Genomic DNA, 23,063 nt, shown 5'->3' on the forward strand with positions numbered 1-23,063 from the left:
TTTATAGTAGAAGTATTCCACCTAAATTATCCTCTCAAGAGCGGGTATTTTCCATGACCAAAGCAGATAAAAACCTCGACAATCCGACAGCGAGTTCGGAACTCGCCAGTGGCGTCATTCGCCTCAAACCGCAACATTACATTCATGTTTTAGACAACAACACGGGGATTACCCGGTTGGAAGTCGGACCGCAAACCGTTACCCTGCGCGATGGAGAACGACTGCTATAGCAGGTCTAAATCAGTTGTACAATTCTTAACGGGAGTGGGAGCGTCTCGCTCCCTACACTGACAAGCGAGCTGGAAGCTCGCACTGCCATATCAATTGCATGAATCATTTAGACTAGCTATATTAAAACCGCAACCGGCAATTGTGGATGCGCGATGAAAACGGGGAACCGATCGCCGATTCTCCACGATTACAAAGAACGCACCGCGCGCACGGTATTCAAACCGGATTTAGTCATGTTAGGTCCGGATGAAGCGTTTACGATTTTAAGTTTATCCGGAGATAAGCCCAAACGTCCCAATGCGATTAAAGCCCTCGCTTTATTTTTAGGGCCGGATTTTATGACGGATATCTTCACCGTGGAAACTTCGGACCACGCGCGGCTGCAATTGCAGTTATCTTATAATTGGCATTTTGATGTCGATCGCACCAACGAAGAACAAGCCGGCAAATTGTTTCAAGTGCCGGATTTTGTCGGGGCCGCCGGGGTGCAATTTGACGAATTTCACCGCAATTCAGCCCGCATCATTCGTTAAGCAGTGTTTGGGTTAGATGAACAGGGACGGATTCGCGAAGCGTTCCGGTTTCCGGCGAATAATTTGGTGATGACCAACATCGACATCCAATCCGTGGAACCGGTGGATGAAGAAACTCTAAAAAGCCTGCAAAAGTCGGTACAATTGGCTATTCAAATTACCACCGATGCCCAAGAAGCCGCCGCCCGCCACGATGCCGAACGCATCGCCCAAGAAGCCCAAGCGCGACTGGAACGACAGGCAATTGTAGACAAAGGAGCTGCGGAAGCAAAACGGCGCAATCTGTTAGCATTAGAAGCAGAAAATGTGGCGATCGCCTCTGCGGGACAAGCTACCGCTGAAGCCCGCGCCAAAGCCCAAGCCGCACAAATTCAAGGGCAATTGCAAGTGGATTTGGCCACCCAAGAAGCTGAAGCTAAGGCGATCGCTTCAGCAGTGGCGATCGCCACCACTCTTCCAACGCCGATTCTATGTCAGTAATAAAACCCCGGCTCTTTCCCTCCCGAAGACTCTACAACAGTTTTGAGGGAGGATGCCGGTTCGACCAATAAAACGATATTGTAGCGTCCCACCACATACAGGATTTCCCCGGGAAGCAAGGTAATATTTTGCTGACACAAGGCGGGCCACCAAGAGTTGTGAAATCGTACCCGCCCACCGAAATGCGGTACAATGGCTTCGTCTACGATCGCTCGGTTTTCTAACGCCTCTCGATTGACCCCCGAGGCGGGGGGAACACCTGTGTTATCCCTAACTTTTTCCCCTTTTGAGAAAAGTCCGCCAAAAATTATCTGGAATGGATTTGACTTCATCTGATGCTGTCCTCCCCAGTAGCACTCCGATGCGAGCGAGGGTCCTGTGTTTGTGCTTTCTCTTGGGAGAAATCCGCCAGTGTTCTTGACCAGGGTGTTGGTCGTATTTTTTGTACGATCTGGCACAGAAGCACAGGCGATCGCCCGACTATAGCGTTAGTGGCATTGCCCTCCCGCAAATATGCAGCGCCAGAGCGATTTTTCCTCAAACTAGGACAACAGATTAACAATCACTAACAAAAAAGGGGGAATGACCCCCGTAGCGATCGCGGGGGGAGTCTGGTAGAGTCAAAAAAAATCAGCAGCACCCTTGCATAATTGGCGACGGAGTGTCCTACTAAAGTCATAGGCTCCTGAAAAAGCGCTTTCCAGCGGCTCACTTTGTTGTCTAAAGGAGAACGAGAATGTTCAATCCTTTTCACCGCGATCGCATCCCAACGCCACCCAAGCGTTTGAATAACGCCGAGCGATTTTCCACCTGTCTGATGGTGGATACGCAGCAGGGGCGTGTAGTGTTGCAATGGATTACCCAACCGCGTTTGAGGCGCAACTTTCAGTTATATGCGGCGCGGGATCCGAACTTCGCGCGCTTGGGCGATCGGCGAGAAAGCGCCTTAGAAGCGTTTTGGATCGACCTCGCCCTGAATCCGCCACCCCCCCAACCCTGGGAACCCACCAATCGCGAGCAACTCGCGTTGCAACATTTAGCCAGTTACTACGAACTCATTTGTGACAAAGCTGCCAAATGGATCGTCAACAAACATGGCCAACTTTTATGGCAAGATGCGTTCGATATTGCCAGAATCCTAGTCCATGACGAGGAAAAATTGGCAAGTATTTTAAGTCAATATCAAGCCAAAGGAGACGCTAAATTATCCACCTATTTGCAAGAAGTTTTAATCAGAACGATTAAAAGCGAAGCCTCAGTGGGTCGGTATTCTTACTGGCGGTTAGTCTGTCAAACGCCGCAGTATAAATTAATCGATGCCTTAGGGAGATTCGGATGTCAAGAGCCGGAAATTTCGCAGATTATTTTTGCGCGAAAGTATTTCCACCAAGTGTATTTATTTAACCGGGTGAAAAGTCCACACAGAAAGCCGGGAGAAATTTGGCCCGTGCCCCAACCGGAAGACTTTGGCGAAACGGCAAATTGCTACAATGCGGAAAGACTACTGCCTTCCGCACCCCCTGAAGTAGCCGCCAATCCCAATCCCGTCACTGGCGAGCAGATGAAAGCCTGGATGGAAACCTGTTTTGAAGCCTTAAAAACCACCAAAAAGTTAACAAAAGAATGTTGGTCTCTTGACGTGCTTCGAGAAAAAGGCAGAGAATTTGCAGCTCCGGAAACGGAAAGCGAAGACTATTTTATTAACATAGTGGGAGAGGGTCAATTTAAGGGAGGTTACTTGAATGAAGCGAAAGGAATTAGCGAACGGTTGGAAACCGAGCTGAGAAACTGTAAAAATGTTATCGAACTGCAAGTGGAAAATGGTCGGTGGTTCATCGATGAAACGAACCTGCTTCCCCTCACCTACGGATTCGGCTTGACCCAAACGCAGATTGCTGCTTTATGCAACCTAAAACAATATCAAGTCAGTCGAAAGCTGAGTTACTATAAAACTCAATTGCTGAACGCTTTAACCGAGATTAGTCAGCCCGAGGAATGGGTTTTGCCCTATGTTAGGGAGTGGTTGCAGAAATATTTTCCAGCTCCCAACCGTGCGGATATCATTCAAGCGGCTTTAGTCGAAGCGCTCAAAGAGATTACAGCCTCAGAACGAGAGTTATTGTCCCTGTGCTACGGAGAGCAACTCGATGTCAGGGCGGTAGGCGATCGCCTGGGAATCTCGCCAGAGGAAGTCGAAGCGAAATTAAACCGCATTGAAACCCAGTTGCATAATGCGTTATTGAAGCACCTAGATAAATGGATGAAAGAGTATATCAAGCAATGGCTGTATGAGGTTTACCAACTGTCCATTCAACAAGTCTTAATCCATCATGTCCAGGAGCTGCCATTGCCAATTCAGAACAGCTTGCAAATTCATTATCAAAATTATGCCAAACCGGAACAATTAGCGCGGGAGGTGAGACTTAGCGAATCAGAGGATAGCCAGCTTTTTTGGAAAGGAAGGTGCCAGGTAGAAGAGGATTTAGTTCGGTGGATTTTGGAGGAACTAAACATTAACCTGACTGGAAATAAAGAACGGGAAAGAATTAATAAAATCGTCGAGCGAAACTTGATAGCCATCTATAAACAAGGTAAAGGAGGACAAGACAATGAGAGCTAGAAACCATCGCAGAATTAACCCGATTGATGACTCGTTAATGTTGAAAATCGCACCGGAAGACCAAGAACGAGGGTGGCAGCTTGCTCAGAGCCATTCCAATGCGATCGCCCGCTATCATGGATATCTCAACTGGCTGAGTGTTAAAACAGTCTTACCTTGGCTGGAGGAATGGGCAGCGGAAGAAAATTTACCCAGACCCGCAATTTGGCCCGGGGAAGAAAGAGTGCCGAGCGTTTTAGAACTCGTCCATAATGGCACTGCCATTCAAGTGGGTAACAGGCGATTAATCCTGATTCCATCAGATGAAATGGAACCCGAATTGTTTACCGTACCCCAGGAATGGGTAGACAATCCGAGCTGGATGGGAGATTATTATTTAGCAGTGACAGTTAGTGTGGAAGGAGAAGAGGATGACTGTTGGATGAAAGTATGGGGATTCGCCACCCACCGACAGGTGAAAAATCGAGGAAATTATGATGCAAACCATCGCAGTTATTCCCTAGCGCTTGCAGAGTTAACCCGTGACTTAACGGTAATGGAAATTGCGTTAGGACTTCAGGTGCGCGAGGTAGTGAAACCTTTACCACAGTTATCGGAAACCGAAGTAAAACAATGGTTAGAGCAGTTGGGAGATGCGTCAGTATATTCGCCGCGCTTGCAATTGCAGGTGCCTTTTGAGAAATGGGCCGCCCTGTTGAGTGACGATCGCCTCAGACAACACCTGTGCGATCGACGCATGGGAAAATTAGCGGCGGAGGTGGAAAATACCTCGCCGGTAAAGTTGCGAGAATGGTTAGAGAATGTGCTTGACTCGGGAAAGAATGCGTTAGAAGATGGATGGCAACAGTTTGAGTGGCTGGTATCTCCAGCAGAACCCAGTGCGGTGCGCGGGAAAAGCGAAGTGGTAGACGCCATTGCACCAGTCATTCGCTTGCTGCAACCCAAGGAATTAGAACAGACTCGTCGCCATGCGGCGGGGGTATTGGGAGAACTAGGGGTGGGCAATCCAGAGGCGATCGATGCGTTAACCCAATTGTTGCATACCGCTCGCGAGGAGGAAACCCGTTGGCAAGCGGCGCTGAGTTTGGGTAAAATCAGTCCGGGGCATCCGCAAGCTGGAATTAGAAAAGCCAGGTATCTGGATTTTGGATTGCAGTTGGAGGGTCACTCGATTGCGTTAATTGTTGCCATTATGCCCAGAAATGATAACCGACTCGGCGTGTTTTTGCAAGTGCAACCAATCGCGGGAAGGAAATTGCCACCCTATCTAAAATTGAGCCTACTTTCGGAATCTGGAGAAACGAAAAAAGAAGTGGAAAGTCGAAGTGATGAGGAAGGAAAAGGAAAGGATAACTTAATTCAATTGCGGTTTAGTCCGCCTTCGGGCACTCGATTTAAGGTGCGAGTTTCAGTGAATGAAGTTAGCGCTACCGAGGAGTTTATCGCATAACATATGCCGCAGTTAAGCGAATTAGCAGGGAACTACAGTTATGGGAAAGGCGATCGTTTTAAAAATAGTGGCGGGTGACTTTGACAGCGGATTTCCCGTTGTGTTACAAGTCTTGGACGAGCGCGGCGGTCTTCCTTTGGCAGAACGCTCGGGTTATCTTCCACCGCATCCGCATTTGGAAGGATATTATTTCAATTGGCAAACTAGCTTTCGCAGTCTGACAAGTCAGAGAGGGAGGGATTGGGGAATCGATCCAGATTTACCCTCTAATGTTTCTAATGAATACGATATAGAAGCTTGTCGCGAATATGCCAAATTGCTAGAAAAAAATATGAAAGAGTGGCTGCGGCAGACAGTTGATGCAGGATGTCTAAACATTAGAGAGAGATTGATTGAGGATTTGGCGGAAAATAGGGGTAACGTTCGCATAACGATCCAAGCCAATCCCAAATTATGGAAGATGCCTTGGTTGGAGTGGGATATATTGTCAAAGTATGCCGATTTGGGGATTGGGTTTAGTCTGCTGGAGTATCAGAAACCCGACGCGATCGCTCGCAGTGGAAAGCAAGGTGCTGCCGTGCGAATTTTGGCGGTGTTTGGCAACAACGAGAATATTGATTTGACACCGGATAAACAGGCGATCGCGCAACTGCCGAATGTCGAGTTAGAACCGTTGGAGCAACCCTCGGCAGCAGAAGTGATTCAGAAGTTACGAGATAAGAGAGGATGGGATATTTTCTTTTTTGCCGGTCACAGTCAAACCAAAGGCGATGAGGGAATCATTTATATCAACGAACGGGAAAGTTTAGAAATCGGACAGTTTAAGGAGGCGTTAAAGGAAGCGATTCGCCAGGGATTGCAATTAGCGATTTTTAATTCTTGCGACGGATTGGGGTTAGCGGAAAAGCTGGCGGGATTGCACCTGCCGATCGCGATCGTGATGAAAGAACCCGTGCCCGATCGGGTAGCGCAGCGCTTTTTAACAGAGTTTTTGAAGGAATATGCATCGGGAGCGTATTTATATACGGCGGTGAGGCAAGGGCAAAAATGTTTAGAAGAATTTATCGATTTACCGGGATGTACCGGGTTGCCGATCGTCTGTCAGAATCCGGCTGAAGTGCCGCCGACATGGGAGGAGTTGCGGGGTAGGGAAAGGGGAAGTGTATTGATTCCCGAATCGATAGAGATAAGCGATGCCGGAACTATTTTCCGCGATCGCGAAAAGCAAGTGCCGGATGAACTCACTGGTTCCTCAGTTCGCGATCGTAAAATTGTATGGAGAAAACTGGGTCGCTCATTAGCTGTGAGTTTTGCGATCGGGCTGTTTGTCCTCAGCGCACAATGGCAAGGAAAACTTGAAACCTGGGAACTGCAAGCCTTTGACCATTTAATGAGGCAGCTTCCCGTGGAAGACATAGATCGCAGGCTTTTAATTGTGGGAGCCGATGAAACGGATTTGAGCTTGTATGGACACCCTTTACCGGATGCTATTTTAGCAGAAGTTTTAGAAAAAATCAATGAGTATCAACCTGCGGCAATTGGGTTAAATATTATTCGCGATCGTCCAGTGGAAAACAGAAATTATCCCGGCGAACATAACGCTTTCCTGACTCAGATAAATACTTCATCAAAAAATGTGATTTTAGTCTGTTCTATCGGAAATGACTTAGACAGTAGCACAGAGCCTTTACCAGGACTGGTGGATAGCGAGCGACAAGTGGGATTTATTGATGTGTTTGACGATCGTGATTTAGCCCTGGACAATCGCTTACGTCGCTATCTCTTATATCGCAGTGATAATCCAGTTCCCGAGCCTACGAAATGTCATACTCCTTATTCTTTAGTTTGGCATGTAGTGGAGCGTTATTTCCAACATCATCACTCTATTGACGTGACCCTATCCCATAGCCACTCAAAATTTGGCTCAGTTGGGATTCAACGGATCGCAAATCGCAGTGGGGGATACCAGAATTTGGGGGAATATGCTAAAGGCAATCAAATACTGATTCGTTATCGCCATACTCCGGATCCGAATCAGATCGCTCACCAAATTACCGTGCGAGATGTGTTGGAACAACGCCATTCGTTTAAACGATCTCGAATCGAAGGAAATGTTGTTTTGATTGGCATGACCGCTCCAACGTTACAGAAGTCGTTTTCTACCCCTTATGGGAAAATTAGCGGGTTAAACATTCATGCCCATGTAGTGAGCCAGATCCTTAGTACCGTTGAGGGGGAATTGAAGGGCAAAAATAAGCGACCCTCGATTTGGTGGTGGCCTCAATGGGTTAATGCACTTTGGGTATTATTATGGTCATCTATTGGTGGAACGATCGTCTGGCGTTTTCAACAACCTTTACAGCGATGGGTAGCCATTAGTGGTGCTATTCTGATATTATATGGAGTCTGTTTGTTTGCCTTAACTCAAGGAGGCTGGATTCCACTAATACCAACCATTTTAACCCTCCTGACCCCCACCTTTTGCTTGAGTTTATATACCCTATTCAAGCTGAAGTCGTTTGATTAAACTAATGCACTGATTTGTGTTTCTATTTTCTATGATGAAACTGCTGATTCACTTGTTATTTGCGAGCGTCATTGCTCTTGCCAGTATGCTGAGGCTCCCTGCTTCCATGAGTACGGAAATGGGGGGACAACAAGTAGCCCAAGAGACAGAACCAACAGATCCAGGAACACCAAAAGGAACATCTGAACCAGCGGGAACCCGACCCGAATCAACTTGTCCGCCAACGGAAACACCTCTAACAGCCATTAATCATGGAAACGAGAGTGATTTTACCCTAGCGGAATATCCGATTTTTTTCTTTTATAATCCTTATTCCCGCGAAAATCTGGATGCCATTGAATTTTCCCTCTATGACAGAGCCGAACGCCGCACTATTTATAGAACTGAGATAGAACCCCGTGAAAATCCAGGAATTATCCAACTGAGGATTCCCGAACAGGCTGATTATGGCTTAGAGGTTAATCAAACCTATCGGTGGTATCTTACCGCCTATTGTTCCGAACGCCGTACTGATGGCCCGGATGTGGAAATTAACGGCTGGATTCATCGCAAACCGATGACGGAACAACTGGAGGCTGAGCTAGAAAATCCCTCGATTCCCCAATACATCACCTATATGAATGAGGGAATTTGGTACGATGCCGTTAGCCTTCTCGCCCAAAGTTATGCATCTAATCCACAGAACCAAACATTTAAAGAAGCGTGGGAGAATTTGTTGCAAGCGTTAGGTAGAGAACACTTGAGTCAAGAGCCATTGATTAACCCGGTGGTGAGTGGAGGAGAGGCAGACGAGTAATACCTTGTTGGTAGCAAATCTCTCAATCTAAGATTTTCTGGTGTAGGGGCAATTCATCAATTAAACCTACACTATTAATTGAGGCGCTATCCTCCTGGGGATTTGGACGTTTATCGCCAATTTCCGACTAAAATGTAAGGTGCCCAAGATTTGGGGTTTTGATACTTGAGAGTTTTTAAAAGAGCTTTTTGAGCGCGATGAAGTGCCTCAGCTTTCGTGACTCCCCTTTCGATGAATTCCAAATAAAACTGTTTCATCAGTTGATTGGTTGAGTCATCCTGAACTCGCCAAAGGGTAGCAAGGGTACTGCGAGTTCCGGCTCGGACTGCTAACCCGGCTAATCCTAAAGTAGCGCGGTTATCCCCATCGGCGGTTTTACAGGCACTCAAAACGAGTAATTCAATCGTGCTAGAGGGAGTGCGATCGCGAAGCAGTCTATCAAATTCGTTAGGTCGGATTAATTGACCAGTGGAGTTTGCTGAACCATAAACCAAGATATAAGTATTCTGTGGATTTGAACTAAATTGTCCATGAGTTGCCATGTGGACGATAGAAAACGATCCGATATTTAACTTTTGTTTGAGTCGGGGCTGGGTAAACTCTGAGTTTAACAAAATTTGAGTCGAAACTAGATTGCTAATACTTTCTAGTTCAGTGCGGACATCTAGGGGTTGAAAGTTTTTATCTTCTACTGTTAGAGCTTCAGTAACTCCGGTTGCCAATACGCTGAGTTGGGCTGACTCTTGTTCTAAATCGAAAGTTTGTAAATTTGGCAATAGAGCAATCGCATAATCCTTTTCCACTAAATATTTTTCGGTTTGGCGATCGTATAATGCTGCGATGGGAATATTTTTTAACTCCCCATCCAAGACAAAAACTAGGGTTTTGAGTTCAGCGCTAGTTTCTAAGGCGGGTTCTAGGGGTTGGATTAACCAGCGATAAAGATTATCAGAGTTCTCTAACAGATCTTCCAATGATGAAGGGTTGGCTAGTTTACGTCGGAGTGTTGCGACATTCTCTTGCACTTCTGCCCGAGGAATGGGAATCATCCGACGTTCTAATGATTGTTGGGGTAATTTAAACAAAACTTCTATCCGATTTGGCAAGAGAATCGGATAAATGAGGGCAGCATCTCGGGTAATCTCATTGAGCGATCGCTCAATTCGAGCCGATGAATCCAGCGATCGCCCGGCGTTAGAAACGGCTAGATTGCATTGCAGGAAGTTTTCGAGTTCAGCGAGTTGCAGCGCATCAATAAACTGAATTGCATTTTGCAGGCGATCGCGATTTTGGTCAGCGGTTTGTAACAGCAGATCGACAAATTGCCGATACATGGGTTCAACATTATCTCTCAACGAAAACTGCACATCGGCATTAACGGCCAATAAATCATTTCGCAGCGAATCTAGGATTTCAACGGCAGCGGTATAGTTACCGATCGCATCTTCTACATTCCCTTCACCCGCTAACAACCGTCCCATCTGCCACTGCCACTGATATCTCAACTCTGGCGCATTACTTTGTACCGCTAACTCTAACGCTTCCTGAGTTAACGTTTTCGCTTTCTGTCTGTTTGGGTTATCTCCCTGCTTTTGCGCTTGTGGTGGCAAGAAAGATTCATAGCGTTTCCCTTGAGTCCCGATCGCATACGATTTTAGTCGCGCATCCCGTAATGTCTCCGCTTCTGTTACCGCCTGCTGCAATAATCCATCAATTTCTTCCCTCGAGACAAGCGCCAATTCTGCTGTCTCTCCCTGCCCTAATTTTTCGCACTGCATCAAACTACAGGCTAACTTAATTCGCGCTTCTACCAGTGGTTTACTCAGTTTCATCTCGCTCATCTGAGATTGAATCGCCGCCAATAAGGATTGTAATTCTGTGCCTTGAGTTTCCGATTGACGCAGCAAACTGAAGAGATTTAATTGCGCTAGAAGTTTGATGGTAGGTGAAGGCGCGATCGCCAGCGCCTGGTGGTAATAATTTATTGCGGCTTTTCGATACTCCTCAGCCTCTTGTATCTCTCCATAGTCTTCTTTTTGTTTGGCTAAAGATTGTTGAGTATTAGCTAGGAAAAATAAGGTCAAGCTTTTTTCTCTCGGCGAATCGATTTGACTGATTAAAACCCAAGTATTCTGTAAAATTTGCTCCGATGCATCAAGCTGCCCGATCGCTCGCAAAACATTTCCCAAACTCCGCAATGCGATCGCTTTGAGTTCCGGATTATATTCTCCCGCGAAATGCCGTTGCACCAATTCAATCTCTGACTCGGTTTCTATTGCATCACAAGACAAATTCTCTTCTGCGCCAACCACTTCCAATAACAGATTACAGGAGCGCCGATAATAGCCCATTTGTTCCAATGCCTGAGCTTGATTCACCAGTGCCCCGAGTTGTCCTTCTTCATCATTAAGGTGCTGGTATTCTGCTGCGGCATTTTCCCAACTGTCAAACGCGGTTTCTGCGTTTCCCAAAGCCAATAATAAATGACCTCGAGTATTCAATGCCACTGCACGAGCAATGCGATCGCCTCTTGTTTTTCCCATCCGTGCTAATTGCAGACTGGCCGAGCTGGCTTTTTCGGCATTGTCCCATTGTTTCAATTTTTGATAAGTTAAGGACAAATAACTCAATGCCAAAGACTGATTTAAGCGGTTGCCGTGTGCCGCATAAAAATCCGCCGCTTGTTGGAGTGTTTCTGCTGCTTCAGAATAGAGATTGCGACGATAGAGTTCCCTCCCCCTTTCCATCAGTTGTTGGGGCGTAGCGGATTGCGAGATAAGCTGGGACACTTCCCATGAGTGCCCTATCTGCAATCCGGGGATGCCGAGGGCGAATATTACCCCCAACATCCCTAACAGGAAGAATCTCAACCCCCGTTTCAGAACGGATTCCACCTGACGGAAAAATACACCCCATTTTCTTGCCACGTTCTGTCCCTCGAATCAATCTCAACTAAAGGTAGACCCCAGTCTAACCGAGCAGAGAAGTCATTCCCCAGTTGCAATTGTAAACCCAATCCGGTGGAAAGTAACGTATTTTTATCCGGGTTGGCGCGATCGCCTTCATCCCAGTTCCACCCCACCCCCAAATCCACAAAGGGAATCACCTGCAAACTGCCTTGCAACTGGGGAAACTGGACAATCGGATATTGTAACTCTACCGAAGCAAAGGCCCCATTATCCACCAGTAATGCATCTTGGCGATAGCCCCGCACGCTATTGAATCCACCGACGCTAAACTGTTCTAATGGCAGTAGGGAATTCGTCGCTAACTGGATATCTCCGCGCAGGATGAGTAACGGATCTGTGCCCCCTGTTACGCCTAAACCGTCTAACCGACGCACCCACTGTCCCTGTCCCCGCCACGCCAAAAATCGGCTATCGGGTTCGTTGTCATTTACGGTGGCATCAAACCATCCGACACCCAAACTGAATTCGGACCGGGCGGCAAAGATTTGTTGACTGTCTTGCCATAAGGCATCTTGAAAGAATCGAATGGCAGAAACGCGGGTTTCACCGTTGTTGTTTGCGCCGGGGGAAAGGGGGAAATCTACGCCTAATAAAGAGGTTTCGCTTTCCCGACGCGAGGCGGTGATTCCTAATGCCAATTCGGTTCGAATTAAGTTGCTGGCATCTTGCAGGGATTGGTTGGGAGATTTGGGAATAATCCGTTGAATAATGGGTTGACGATAGCTGAGTTCGTAGGTGCGAGAATTCGCTTCGATATCCACTTCATCGAAAGGGGGTTCGACGATTTTGCTGTCGCCTGTGCTGTAGCGGAAAGTGAGGGTGCCATTGTTAGGGGTGAGGGGGAGGGCATACCCGAAATCTAAGTTGTTACTGCCATCGGTATTGGCATAGTTGAAGGTGGCAATGTCACCGAGTCCTAACAAATTGTATTGTGTGAGTTGCGCTTGACGACGCAAACTGCCAACCGAGGGCGATCGCCCGTTATCAATTGCCAATTGAGGGCTAAAAAATCGCGCTTTTTCGACGCTGACGGCGAGGAAACTGGTATCGGGTTCGATGCCTGCAGCAAGTTCGGCGGAGATGGTTTCCAGGCGGGGGTCGAATTGCAGGAGGTAGAGGGATTCTAGGAGGGTGTCGGTATTGACGATATCGCCGGGGTTTAATCCCAGACGGTTTCGCACGTAGGTGGCATATTGGTTGGTGAGGCGGGAGTTGCCGATGACGCGGATATCTTCGAGACGGTTTTCGATCGCTTGGATGGTGACGACGCGATCGCGCACGATTTGCGGCGGGAGAAAGGCCCCTGAACCGATATATCCTTGTTGTTCGTAAAAGGTGGCGATCGCTTCTGCTGCTTCCTGAAGTTCGGTAAACGTGAGATTGCGGTTGGTGTAAGGTTCGGTGATGGCGGCGAGTTGTTCGGGAGAAAGGGCGCTGCTGTCGCGCAGTTCAAATCGCGCTACGGTAAGGGTTTCGGGGACGGAAGCCACGGGAGTGGTGACAAGGGTTTTCGGTTGTTGTGCCGAGAGACAACCGGGGGAGAGTGAGGATTGATTGGTGAGGGGAGTGGCGGCGTCGGGTGCAATCAGTTCGAGTTCGCCGCGATCGTTGATTCTCATGCCGGTTGCTTCGATTTTGAGGATGCGGCGAGGTGGTACCGGTGAGGGAGTGTTGGGGAGGGGTTCTTCGGTGGCGGGTGTTTCCTCCAGTTGCAAGACGCGCCAATCTTCCCATCCCTCCCGAGGGGTGAGGGGATCGGTGGGACTGGCGGGGATGCCCCCTTTGCCGGTTTGGACAAATTCGCTGTTTTGGACGATGCGACAGGGATCGCGATCGACGAGGGATGCTACATCTACGATTTCGTCTTCTAATTCGACAACGCCGCGACTGGGGTCGATGTCGGGAGTGTTGAGGGCAATTTGTCCGCTTAAGGTGGGATCGGTGCGCGAAATGGCGGTAATATCGCTGGTATCGGGGAGGTCTATAGTGGGGTCGAATTGACTCAAGTCAGCATCTAAAACGTTTTCCAATTCCTCTCGCGATCGCGGTTCTAATCCAAAGATTCCTTCAGCAGTAATATTAATAACGCCACCGCTGCCATCAAAGGCATTGGCAGAAATATCGCTATTTTCTAAAGCAGCAATAATCTCGGTATTGATGTTAATATTACCGCCATTTCCAGGTAAATTTGCGGTTCCAGCAGTAGTGGAAATTTCGCTTTGGCGACGCAGGAACATATTATCGGATTCTACGATAACATTTCCTCCTTCACCGGAGGCAGTTTCTGCGGTGAGTCTTCCGGTCTCGAGACGGAATTCAGGACTGATAATTTGAAGATTGCCTGCTGCACCTCCGCCTAATGCGGCATCGACGGCTACTTTTGCTCGATCTTCGATATTTAATTGTTCGGTGGTAATGCTCAAGCTTCCCGCATTCCCCGTTCCGGTGGTGATAACGGTGATGCGACTGGGTAATAAACCGTCTGGATCTCGCGAGGGTAAGGGTTCAGTTGGGGGGATTGCCGATCGCCCAGTCACTTCAACAGAATCGGCATTAATAATCACAGAACCGCCTTGTCCATTGCCAAAAGTATCGGAGGAAATTGCTGCACCATCACCGACGATAACGCGATCGGCGGAAACCGTTATATCTCCTGCATCTCCCAGTTGAGCGACGGGGACTCGGGGATCCGGTCGAGATTGACTAACTGCACCACTAGGCAATCCATCTGCATCGGTTCCGAGTAATTCTAGGGTTTCTGAAGCGTTTAAATTTAAAATGCCACCGCGTCCGGATCCTACGGTGAGGACAGAAATTTGTCCGCCTTCTAACACCGTTAAATTGCGGGTATTGATGTTAATATTGCCGCCGGTAGATGTTCCAGTAGTTAAGGCAGTGATTTCAGCGCGATCGCTAACGATTAACCCTCCCGTGTTGATGGTAATGTTACCTGCTTCTCCGGTTGCATTTGGCGCAACAAAAGCGGCTATTCTGCTCCGATTTAATTCTCCACGGGGATTGGTAATGCCGCCACTGATTTCCAGCAATCCTGTATTTTCAATAGTCAAATTTCCGGCATTTCCACTGGCTGATGTGGAGGTAGAAATCACAGCGCCGTTCAGAATGGTTAAGCGATCGCTGCGAATGGTGATATCTCCCGCAGTTCCCGTTGCTGGAATGGGATCGATCCGCCGGAGTGCAACAATACTTAACAAGCTGCTCGGGCCGACTGGAGAAGCTCCGCTTAATTCTATTTCGCCAGCGTTAATCTCTAAATTTCCACCCCGTCCTCCAGCATAGGTACTGGTCGAAATTTGTGCGCCATTTCGGACTGTTAAGCGATCGGCTTCAATTGTTAAATTGCCAGCATCACCCGCTCCTTCCGTTTGATTGAATAAACCGGCTGCCAGTGGAGGTGGAGGTTCTGCACCCGCTGGAATATTGGGAGGAATTGGTCGTGGTAAAAAACCACTCACTTCGATTTCTCTTCCTTGAATGGTTACATCTTGTCCCGGTGCGAAACCATAGGTGCTACTGGTAATTCCTGAATTTTCCACAATCAGGCGATCGCCGCGCACTTGAATCGCACCCCCTCCCCCGCGTGCATTGGGAAACATTGGCGGCAAACTGCTGGCATCTACCACAGAATTATTGATAACTTGAATGTTACCAAACTGTTCTATTTCCTGATAAGACAATGAAAATCCTGTCTCTGCGGGGGCTAAATTGACGGTGCCATTCACCACACCACCCAGTTCGATTCGTCCTTCTAATGCGGCGAGGTTCCCATTATTTAAACTAACCTCTCCCCCCACCAAACCCAACGTTTGTCCCGGCGCAACAGCCAACCCTAACGGCGCACCAATGCTATTGACGGGAAATTGTTCGGGAGTTGCTTGGGATTGATTGATGATTCTGCCGGTATTGCTCTCAAATTGTAATTCTGTAGGAATGCTAATGGTTAAAATGGGTGTAGTTGTGGCAAGGTCGGTGCTAAACAAGCTACCATCGGCAAACCCAATCCGATTGGCGGTAGTTGCTAAAAACGATCCACCGATTCGTAATTGAGCGTTGGGTCCAAAAATAATCCCATTGGAATTGATTAAAAATAAGTTTGCAAACCCATTGGCACTCAAAATTCCATCTATATTTGAGATTGAATCTCCGGTGATGCGAGAAAAGATATTTTGGATGGCGGGAGAATTGTTAAAAAAAGCGCTGCCATTAGTGGGGATAGAAAATTCCTGGAAGCTATGGAAGAGATTGCCGCCTCGGATGGTTCCCCCGTTAATCTCGAAGCGGTTCCCGTCAGAATTGATGAGGGAATTGTCGGGAAGGGTGGTATCGGGGACAATTTGAGGAAATGCTGGAGTAGCGATCGCTACAATCGCTAGAGAAAAACCGCTCAAAAACCAGCACCCTGAAAACGCATTGGGTTTCATGTCGAATCGAATTAAAAAACTGTTCTAATTTTAGGATATTTTAATTGAAACGTACAACAGACAATAGAAGATCGATTCCCCATGATTCAGGAGCGGATCCCCCCAACCCCCCTTTTTAAGGGGGGCTTAGGTGTTTCCCCCCTTAAAAAGGGGGGACGAAGGGGGGATCTTAACTGTTTCGTCGTTAAAGAAAAATGGGATCGGGACATTTTGGCAACAAAAAAGCGATCGCCTGTGACATATTTTCCTCCAAAAGTTTCTTGGCGATCGCTGACAAAGTTACACCGGTTCCGGGTCAATCCCTAATTCCCGCAGTCGCGCCTCCAACTGTTGGATGCGCTGTTGCGCTGCTTGCGCTTGTTGTTCTGCCTCTTGCGCTCGGCGATCGAGTTCGATGGGAGTTAAAAATCGTCGTCCATCGGGACGATAAATTTCCAATCCGCTTTCGGTCATTTCAAAGCGAATTCCCAGACGCGGTGACACCCACCCATTCATCTCTTCAATAACCGTTAATTTATTGTCAGAACGCTGCCAGCCGTTTAAATCGATGCGTTCTGGATCGTAGAGATAATACTCTTCTACCCCATAGCGATCGTAAAATTGCAATTTTTTCGCCATTTCCTTCAAAGTGTTGCCGGGGGATAAGACTTCAAACACCACTTGCGGGGGGATATCCTCCTCTTCCCATTGTTTGTAAGAGCCTCTTTTGCCTTTAGGACGGCCAAACACCACCAAGGCATCGGGAGCTTGACAAAGTTTATTCTTTCCCTCCACAGGATACCATAGCAAATCCCCGGCTACAAAAACATCGGCATTGTCAGCAAACAGGATTTCTAAATTTTCTTTAATGACGACAATCCAAGTAAACTGCTCGGTGTTTTCTGCCATTGGTTTGCCGTCACTTTCGGGATAGATAATCTCTGACTTTGGGGAAGCTTCAAGTTTTTGGCTCATACCGCGTTATGCCTCCAGCGCTTTCCATTCCGATTTTAGTGTATCATAGGCGGCCTTCAAGTATGGTAGGGTGGGCAGTAACCTGCCCACCCTACATTTAGAGTTTATGTGTAACTCCCGAAAAAGCGATCGCTCGTTTTACCCCCCTTTGATTTTAAGGTAAAGCTTCTACAGTAACCTCTACGAATCCAGCACTTCCTCCCGAACCGGAACCGGAATTCAATACTGTCGGTTCTCCATCAATAATCGCAGCAGAAATCCAGTCATTCGTTCCCGCTATCCGATACCACAAGGAGCTAGACTGTCCTAACTCTGCGGAATAATCCACAAAGTCACCTTCCGTCCATTTGTCAAAGGTTAAGTTCGTTCCGTAGGGATATTCATTAACTTTTGGAAAACTGGTTCCTGGGCCAGAACGGACATTCGCCCCAATGGTTGATAGGGTACTTCCGGTAAAGTTAACTGTTTCCCATGATAGATCGAACTCTGCACCACCCCGTTCTTCATAAAAGTCCGCATAGACTTCATAAACTCCATCTTCAGGAACGGTAAAATCAACGACTTTAGCCCCGCCATATTGTTGTTGCCATTGATTTTGTGGCGTCATGTAAACCCATTCATTCGTGGTCTTATTTTTCGCGAGTAGCTGGAATCCATCATCCCCGCGTACAAATGCGCGATAGTGGCGACCCGCTTCTAGATTTTCTTCCGTATAGGCGCGAATGGCAAAGTTATTATCGGGCAAGCGCACATCATTTAACGCCGCAGATTCTCCCCAATTAAAGCTAATCCCTTTTTTACCATCAGTGCGAGTATCCGATCCTAAATTAACCACACCGATCGCATTGGTCGGATCTCCACCATTGGCAAAGTAATCTCCCGCCGGTTGATTTCCCAGTTTGCGATCCCACCAGTAGAATGTGGAGTGCCATTCTGGGGATGGGTTCACTGCATCTTGGAAAAATTGAGCTTCTTCTACTGTAAAGTCAACCACACTATCAATCCCTAGCTCGTAATAATCCACATAGAAATCATACTCGCCAGTTTCCGGTACTTTAAAGAAAATGGTTCGAGAAGGCATAGTTGTCTCGCGAGGACGCCAATCGGCACCATCTCCTCCTAAGACGACACTATCATCAATCCATTCCCCTGTTTCAACGTTCTTAACCCGGAACCAGACGCCATCATCAGATTGCGTGGTAATTTTATACAATTGGCCGGCTTCAAACGTAGTGCGCGTCCAAGCTTCCATTGCAAAATCATCATTTTGCACAGCACTATCGGGACTACCAGTATCCCAATCTTTGAACAAACTTAGCTTGCCATTTTGAGATTGATTTCCTAGATCGAGAATGGCTGCGGGATTGGTGAAATCGTAGGTACTGCGATCGCTGACATTTTCAGGAGTGCGATTAATAAACCGGGCATTCCAGTGGGTTGTGGGGATGGCATAGTTGGCAATTTCCACCGTTCCACTCTCATCGGTTCCGATCGTATAAGCATCGTCTGCGGTAAGCGTCAGTTCTACTGTTTCATCTTCTTCGTCGAAGAGGGTATCGTAAATCGGATTAATATTAATCGGTGCCGAGTTTTGTCCTGCGCCAATCGTGACTGTACCTGTTAGCGGTTGATAGTCTTCTCCATTGGTAGCACTACCAGCGATCGCATAATTCACCGTCAGCGGATTTTTGGTATTCCCGGTGCGCGTTACGGTAAATTGACCTGGAGTGCCATCTTCTGACGCATTGGGTTGCGTCGCAGCAATGGTAACGGTGGGAGGAGTACCGTACAAATTCAGTTGCCATGACAACCATTCCCCTTCGATTTGATTGCCTTTTTCGTCGTACACCTCTAACGTCCATTCTCCCAGAGAAGATTCACCCCAATGATGAATTGAGGTAAATGTCCAGTGATTCGATCCGGGGTGAACTTCGTAGGTTTTGCCAATCCCATAAGGATCGTCGGGAATCGAGTTCATCAAGCGGGATTCGGTGCCATCGGGGGACTTGAGAACGATGGTTAAGTCTTTCCAGTCTGCATGGTCGATATCAACCAAAACCTCTGCATGTTCCACGGTGATATCTTTGGCGATGGAGATGGAATCCGCCAGTGCTTCGTTATCTCGGATTTCACTGAGGACATTTTTCAGTTTATTCTTGCCGCTGACTTTGATTTCTTCTCCCACTGTGGTCCAATCTTTCGCCGCCGTCACCGCCGCTACCGGATCTACTGCACCAAATCCATAGTGCTCATTGATGTGATATCCTCCGCCATTCTGCTGCCAATCGGGATGAGTGTTATCGGTTTTATAGGCGGTTTTGGCGAGGATATGCTGCACGTCTCGTGAGGTTAAATTGGGATTGGCTTCTAACATTAAGGCAATCACACCGGAAACAAACGGTGCCGCCGCCGATGTGCCGCCAAAGTCAGTCACCCTGCGCTGATTGAGTGCGATCGCAGTGGTGGTAATTCCCTCTCCATCCCCAGTTCCACTATCAGAGTATGCTACCACAAATGGTGCTTGGGTGCTATATTCCGAAAGAATGCCTTCGCGAGAAATGGCACCGACAGGAATTACGGCGCGAGAATTGGCTAAATTATTGTAGTTGACATGACCAATTTCTGCGCCATCATTTCCCACGGAGAATACATAATTATTCCCTAGTCCATTTCGACCGAATTTAAACCCAGAGTCTAAGGCAGCGATCGCCAGGGGAAGTTGCCGCATATATTGCGGCCCCCAGCTATTATTAAACACATCAATTTCCTGGTTGCGATTTAGGCGTTCTTCGGACTGTTTTGCATCAAACAAGGCATCGGCGATCGTATAACCTTGAGAATCATAGCTATAGTTCACGGGGTCGATACTTCCAATCAGCCTAAGCGCGGCAAATTCCGCTTCTGGCGCAACTCCAAACACTCTATTTCCGCCTGCTTTACCCACTCCTGTCACTAAAGTGCCATGAGGATTTGCAACTTCCAGTTCCACCGACCAAGACTTTATTTGATTGGTAATCTGTTGGAGGAATTTTGGTGGATTTTTGTGGTAAGCATCCACGGAAATTTCTAAGTACCACAATCCCGCAGCATAAGTGCCTTCAAACCAATTATCTAACGATAAGTTTACCGATTGGCTGCCTTCCTGAACCCCTAACTTTTTGAATTGGGTTGCGCGAGAGTCCTCCCACCCCGGAAAACTCCACCAATAACCTGCAAAAGATTGCCAGTCAAATGGGTCTTTTTCGGTGTGAGTGGGACTGTACAACCGAAACTCTGCCTCGTCAAGAGATAATGGTTTTTTGCCCTTGAACTCTAAGTTAAAATTCGTATCCATTACCAGTCCAGTTAAATTAACCGGAACGGGTAACAACACCCGATTGCCATCGATAACGGGTTTGCCAACATCTCCCTCAAATCGCTGTTGCGATCGCGGGGATGGATCGGCATCGAGATCGGTAAAATCCCAACTTATATTGGGGTTATACCGAGGAAGCAATTCGGGATGTCCATAATAGACCCCATCGTCCACAATCCCGATCGTTGCATTTCTACCTCTGATGGGTAAATTCGTCACTGGATCGATGATTTCCCAGGCATCAGTAACACTAGAAGAAGCGCTGGAATTGATATCTGACCACAAGTTCCAGTGATCCTTAAACCAATCCTCCGATAGGGTACTCATCAATTTCATGGGAACCGGCACCTCTGGATAGGCAAATTCCACTCCGTCGAGTTCGGCGAGGAGATTGGCGATATATTCCGGAGTGGTTTTCGGTTTTGACCCTTCGGCAAATTCCCATATATAAGTATTGGGAATCTGGCCCGTTTCTCCCAAATTCACCGCACCCACTGATGCGGCTAGTTCCTCCGCCGATTCCCCCGGCGTGACCCACACTACCCATTCCCGAGTGTCGGCTAATTCTTCAGCGGTGTAGCGATTCAAATTGGCGGCACCAGCAATATCTAATTTCAGTTCTTCTGATAATCCTTCTCTACCAGGATCGGTAATGACGGCAAAGTTTTCAGTGGCAATATTGCTTTCCGCACCTTGTTTATCCCAAGCAATGGCTCGCAGTTCGTAGCTACCCGGTTCTAAACTGCTCAATTCGTAACTAAAGGCAAACCGACTCGTTCCACTACTGCCCGGAGTGAACTCCGTCACTTCCCCGACATCCAACCACGCCCCGCCGATTTTACGCATGGAAAATTCGATGCGATCGAGATCGCTGATGCCATCGGCATCGAAAACTTTACCGCCTTCAAAACTCAGGGTTTCGCCGTTCGTATAAAGGGGGAAAATACTAAAGCGCAACTCTCCCGGAACCGAGTTGGGTAACTCGCCGCCTAAGCTGGGTGTCATTGGTGGCACTACGGGCAGAATGACTTCGGGTCTTTTCTCCGTCGGTGGGGAAACCGGTGGTTTATCTTCCGGTGACCCCTGGGGTGCGGGTTTTTCTGGAGTCTGTGGTGGCGCATCCACAATGGTAACTTTTTCGATCGCTACGTTACTGGATTTGCCTGCCAAATCGTAGGCGATCGCTCTTACTTTGTACTCACCCGCCCCTAACTCCTCGTTCCACTGATAGCTAAAGTTAGCAACAGTATCGTCTGAAGCTTTCGCCGCGAAGTTCGTCACCGAATCGATTTCCCTCCATCCTTCCCCTGGAGTTTGCAAGAACAATTCCACGCGCTGAATATCCTCAAACCCATTGCGATCTCTCACACTTCCGGCGATCGCTGTCGGTGCCCCTAACGAATCTGTTTCAACAATCCCAAACTCTAATTTTTTCGGCGGAATATTGTTATTTCCCGGTGTAGCGCTCTCCGGAACCTGGATTTCTGGCGTCGGAGTTGGTTGCGGCTGATTGTTTTCCTCGGTTTCCGATGTGGGTTCCTCGGTTTCCGATGTGGGTTCCTCGGTTTCTGGTGTCGGTTCCTCGGTTTCTGGTGTCGGTTCCTCGGTTTCCGATGTGGGTTCCTCGGTTTCTGGTGTCGGTTCCTCTATTGCGGGTTGAGGGGCGATCGCATCTTCTGGATCTTTCTCTACATAAATAACGATATCTTTTGTATTGCCATCGTTATCCTGCTTTCCTCCTTCTCGTTCCAGGGTGAAAAGCGTCCCTTCTTCAGTTTCCTGTTGCCGAAAATGGAAACCGCCACCAGAATTCGTATCTAGGGAAAACACCGGACGATTGTTGCCATTCAGTTTATTCGGATTGTCGAATACCTCCTGAATCGTTCCTTTCGGAACCATCATCAATCCAAACTTATCCCCGGCTTCCATCGAGAAAGTCTGGCTGGTGCGATATTTTACCCCGTCTAACTCTTCATTTAACTGATTTTCCCAAGGGAAACTGCCGCTGACAGAGGAGGGTTGACTTGACTGAGAAATTAACTGTTGTCCCAAATGGGAATTACTCAATACTCGTCGGGCTACTTCTTGAGAGTAAGCGGCTGAATCCGGGGCGAATTGTTCCATCCCCTTCAGACTAAACAAGCCAATTTCGCGATCGTGCTTATCCGCGTAGGCAATCTCGACTTTTACTTCTGTATCCTTCGTTACCACAGAACCGGGTTTTAGGGGCGATCCCGTAATCGGATCGATGTTCAGGGTATAAGCCGTATCGCCATCGCGTCGCAGAATTTCCAGGGAATAGTCTCCGGGCAATAAATCGTTGAGGGTAATGACACCCGCTGCATCGGTGAGTGTTGATGTCCGCAGAATTGTCCCCGCCGCATTGCGAAGCACCATTTCCACATCGCTTTCCAATCCAGTTACACCCAATCTCCAACTCCCCACTTCTCCCACTTGAAACAGGTAATTATCCTCGGGGTAGAGAGCGAGTACCGAGTCGCTGTAGTTGTAGTTATTTGTCAGTAAACCCAAGTCGATTGACATTTCTTTACTCCTGCGGTTCTATTCTCGGCTCCTCGATCGCGCAATGGATTTGCTGGCTTGGCTGTTCCACTGCTGCGAGGGCATTTCAGCGGTTGGGGCAACGATTGTGATTCCGGAGTTGTGTTTGGGAGATTTGAGCTAATAGGTTTGACTGTTCGATTA

The 23,063-nt window shown here is 47.8% G+C and carries 10 protein-coding genes and 1 pseudogene; 6 read left to right on the forward strand and 5 right to left on the reverse strand.

Annotation, left to right across the window (positions count from 1 at the left end; genetic code table 11):
• Window positions 1-53: 53 nt before the first annotated feature.
• Window positions 54-230, forward strand: a complete 177-nt coding sequence (locus AC0QH1_RS24780; protein ID WP_324634087.1) for a hypothetical protein — start codon at window positions 54-56, stop codon at window positions 228-230.
• Between the two features lie 153 nt (window positions 231-383).
• A pseudogene (locus AC0QH1_RS24785) lies at window positions 384-1,244 on the forward strand (hypothetical protein).
• On the opposite strand, the gene AC0QH1_RS24790 reads toward AC0QH1_RS24785, so the two are convergent.
• Window positions 1,238-1,576: an NfeD family protein gene (locus AC0QH1_RS24790; RefSeq protein ID WP_324634088.1), complete on the reverse strand. Its 339-nt coding sequence runs from the start codon at window positions 1,574-1,576 to the stop codon at window positions 1,238-1,240. The pseudogene AC0QH1_RS24785 and the gene AC0QH1_RS24790 overlap by 7 nt on opposite strands.
• Window positions 1,577-1,980: 404 nt before the next feature.
• Here AC0QH1_RS24790 and AC0QH1_RS24795 point away from each other — a divergent pair, with 404 nt between their 5' ends.
• From AC0QH1_RS24795 to AC0QH1_RS24810, 4 genes are read left to right on the forward strand one after another with little or no spacing between them, the layout of a single operon-like run.
• Complete coding sequence (locus AC0QH1_RS24795; protein ID WP_324634090.1) at window positions 1,981-3,864, forward strand: sigma-70 RNA polymerase sigma factor region 4 domain-containing protein; 1,884 nt, start codon at window positions 1,981-1,983, stop codon at window positions 3,862-3,864.
• On the forward strand, window positions 3,854-5,314 hold the full coding sequence (locus AC0QH1_RS24800; protein WP_324634092.1) for a DUF1822 family protein: 1,461 nt from the start codon (window positions 3,854-3,856) through the stop codon (window positions 5,312-5,314). The genes AC0QH1_RS24795 and AC0QH1_RS24800 overlap by 11 nt, the downstream gene beginning before the upstream one ends.
• Window positions 5,315-5,354: 40 nt before the next feature.
• Entirely contained in the window at window positions 5,355-7,841 is a 2,487-nt protein-coding gene (locus tag AC0QH1_RS24805) for a CHASE2 domain-containing protein (protein ID WP_324634093.1), read from the forward strand.
• Window positions 7,842-7,872: 31 nt separating this feature from the next.
• Window positions 7,873-8,637: a DUF928 domain-containing protein gene (locus tag AC0QH1_RS24810; protein ID WP_324634094.1), complete on the forward strand. Its 765-nt coding sequence runs from the start codon at window positions 7,873-7,875 to the stop codon at window positions 8,635-8,637.
• Between the two features lie 110 nt (window positions 8,638-8,747).
• Here the strand turns inward: AC0QH1_RS24810 and AC0QH1_RS24815 are convergent, their stop codons facing one another.
• From AC0QH1_RS24815 to AC0QH1_RS24830, 4 genes are all read right to left on the reverse strand, one after another.
• Window positions 8,748-11,564 (reverse strand): CHAT domain-containing protein, encoded by a 2,817-nt coding sequence (locus AC0QH1_RS24815; protein WP_324634096.1) that lies wholly within the window; start codon window positions 11,562-11,564, stop codon window positions 8,748-8,750.
• A complete protein-coding gene (locus AC0QH1_RS24820) occupies window positions 11,516-16,015 on the reverse strand; it encodes a two-partner secretion domain-containing protein (RefSeq protein ID WP_324634097.1) in 4,500 nt (1,499 codons plus the stop codon). Before AC0QH1_RS24820 ends, AC0QH1_RS24815 begins: the two co-directional genes overlap by 49 nt.
• A 312-nt stretch (window positions 16,016-16,327) precedes the next feature.
• A complete protein-coding gene (locus tag AC0QH1_RS24825) occupies window positions 16,328-17,002 on the reverse strand; it encodes a Uma2 family endonuclease (protein ID WP_324634098.1) in 675 nt (224 codons plus the stop codon).
• Window positions 17,003-17,156: 154 nt separating this feature from the next.
• Window positions 17,157-22,901, reverse strand: a complete 5,745-nt coding sequence (locus tag AC0QH1_RS24830) for a S8 family serine peptidase (RefSeq protein WP_324634099.1) — start codon at window positions 22,899-22,901, stop codon at window positions 17,157-17,159.
• Window positions 22,902-23,063: the final 162 nt, after the last annotated feature.

The sequence above is a fragment of the Phormidium sp. CCY1219 genome (assembly GCF_055795085.1).

Excerpts from the sequence above, each read along its gene's own strand:
- AC0QH1_RS24800 (WP_324634092.1), top strand. The coding sequence starts at position 3,854 with ATGAGAGCTAGAAACCATCGCAGAATTAACCCGATTGATGACTCGTTA.
- AC0QH1_RS24795 (WP_324634090.1), top strand. The coding sequence starts at position 1,981 with ATGTTCAATCCTTTTCACCGCGATCGCATCCCAACGCCACCCAAGCGT.
- AC0QH1_RS24790 (WP_324634088.1), bottom strand. The coding sequence starts at position 1,576 with ATGAAGTCAAATCCATTCCAGATAATTTTTGGCGGACTTTTCTCAAAA.
- AC0QH1_RS24780 (WP_324634087.1), top strand. The coding sequence starts at position 54 with ATGACCAAAGCAGATAAAAACCTCGACAATCCGACAGCGAGTTCGGAA.
- AC0QH1_RS24825 (WP_324634098.1), bottom strand. The coding sequence starts at position 17,002 with ATGAGCCAAAAACTTGAAGCTTCCCCAAAGTCAGAGATTATCTATCCC.
- AC0QH1_RS24830 (WP_324634099.1), bottom strand. The coding sequence starts at position 22,901 with ATGTCAATCGACTTGGGTTTACTGACAAATAACTACAACTACAGCGAC.
- AC0QH1_RS24810 (WP_324634094.1), top strand. The coding sequence starts at position 7,873 with ATGATGAAACTGCTGATTCACTTGTTATTTGCGAGCGTCATTGCTCTT.
- AC0QH1_RS24805 (WP_324634093.1), top strand. The coding sequence starts at position 5,355 with ATGGGAAAGGCGATCGTTTTAAAAATAGTGGCGGGTGACTTTGACAGC.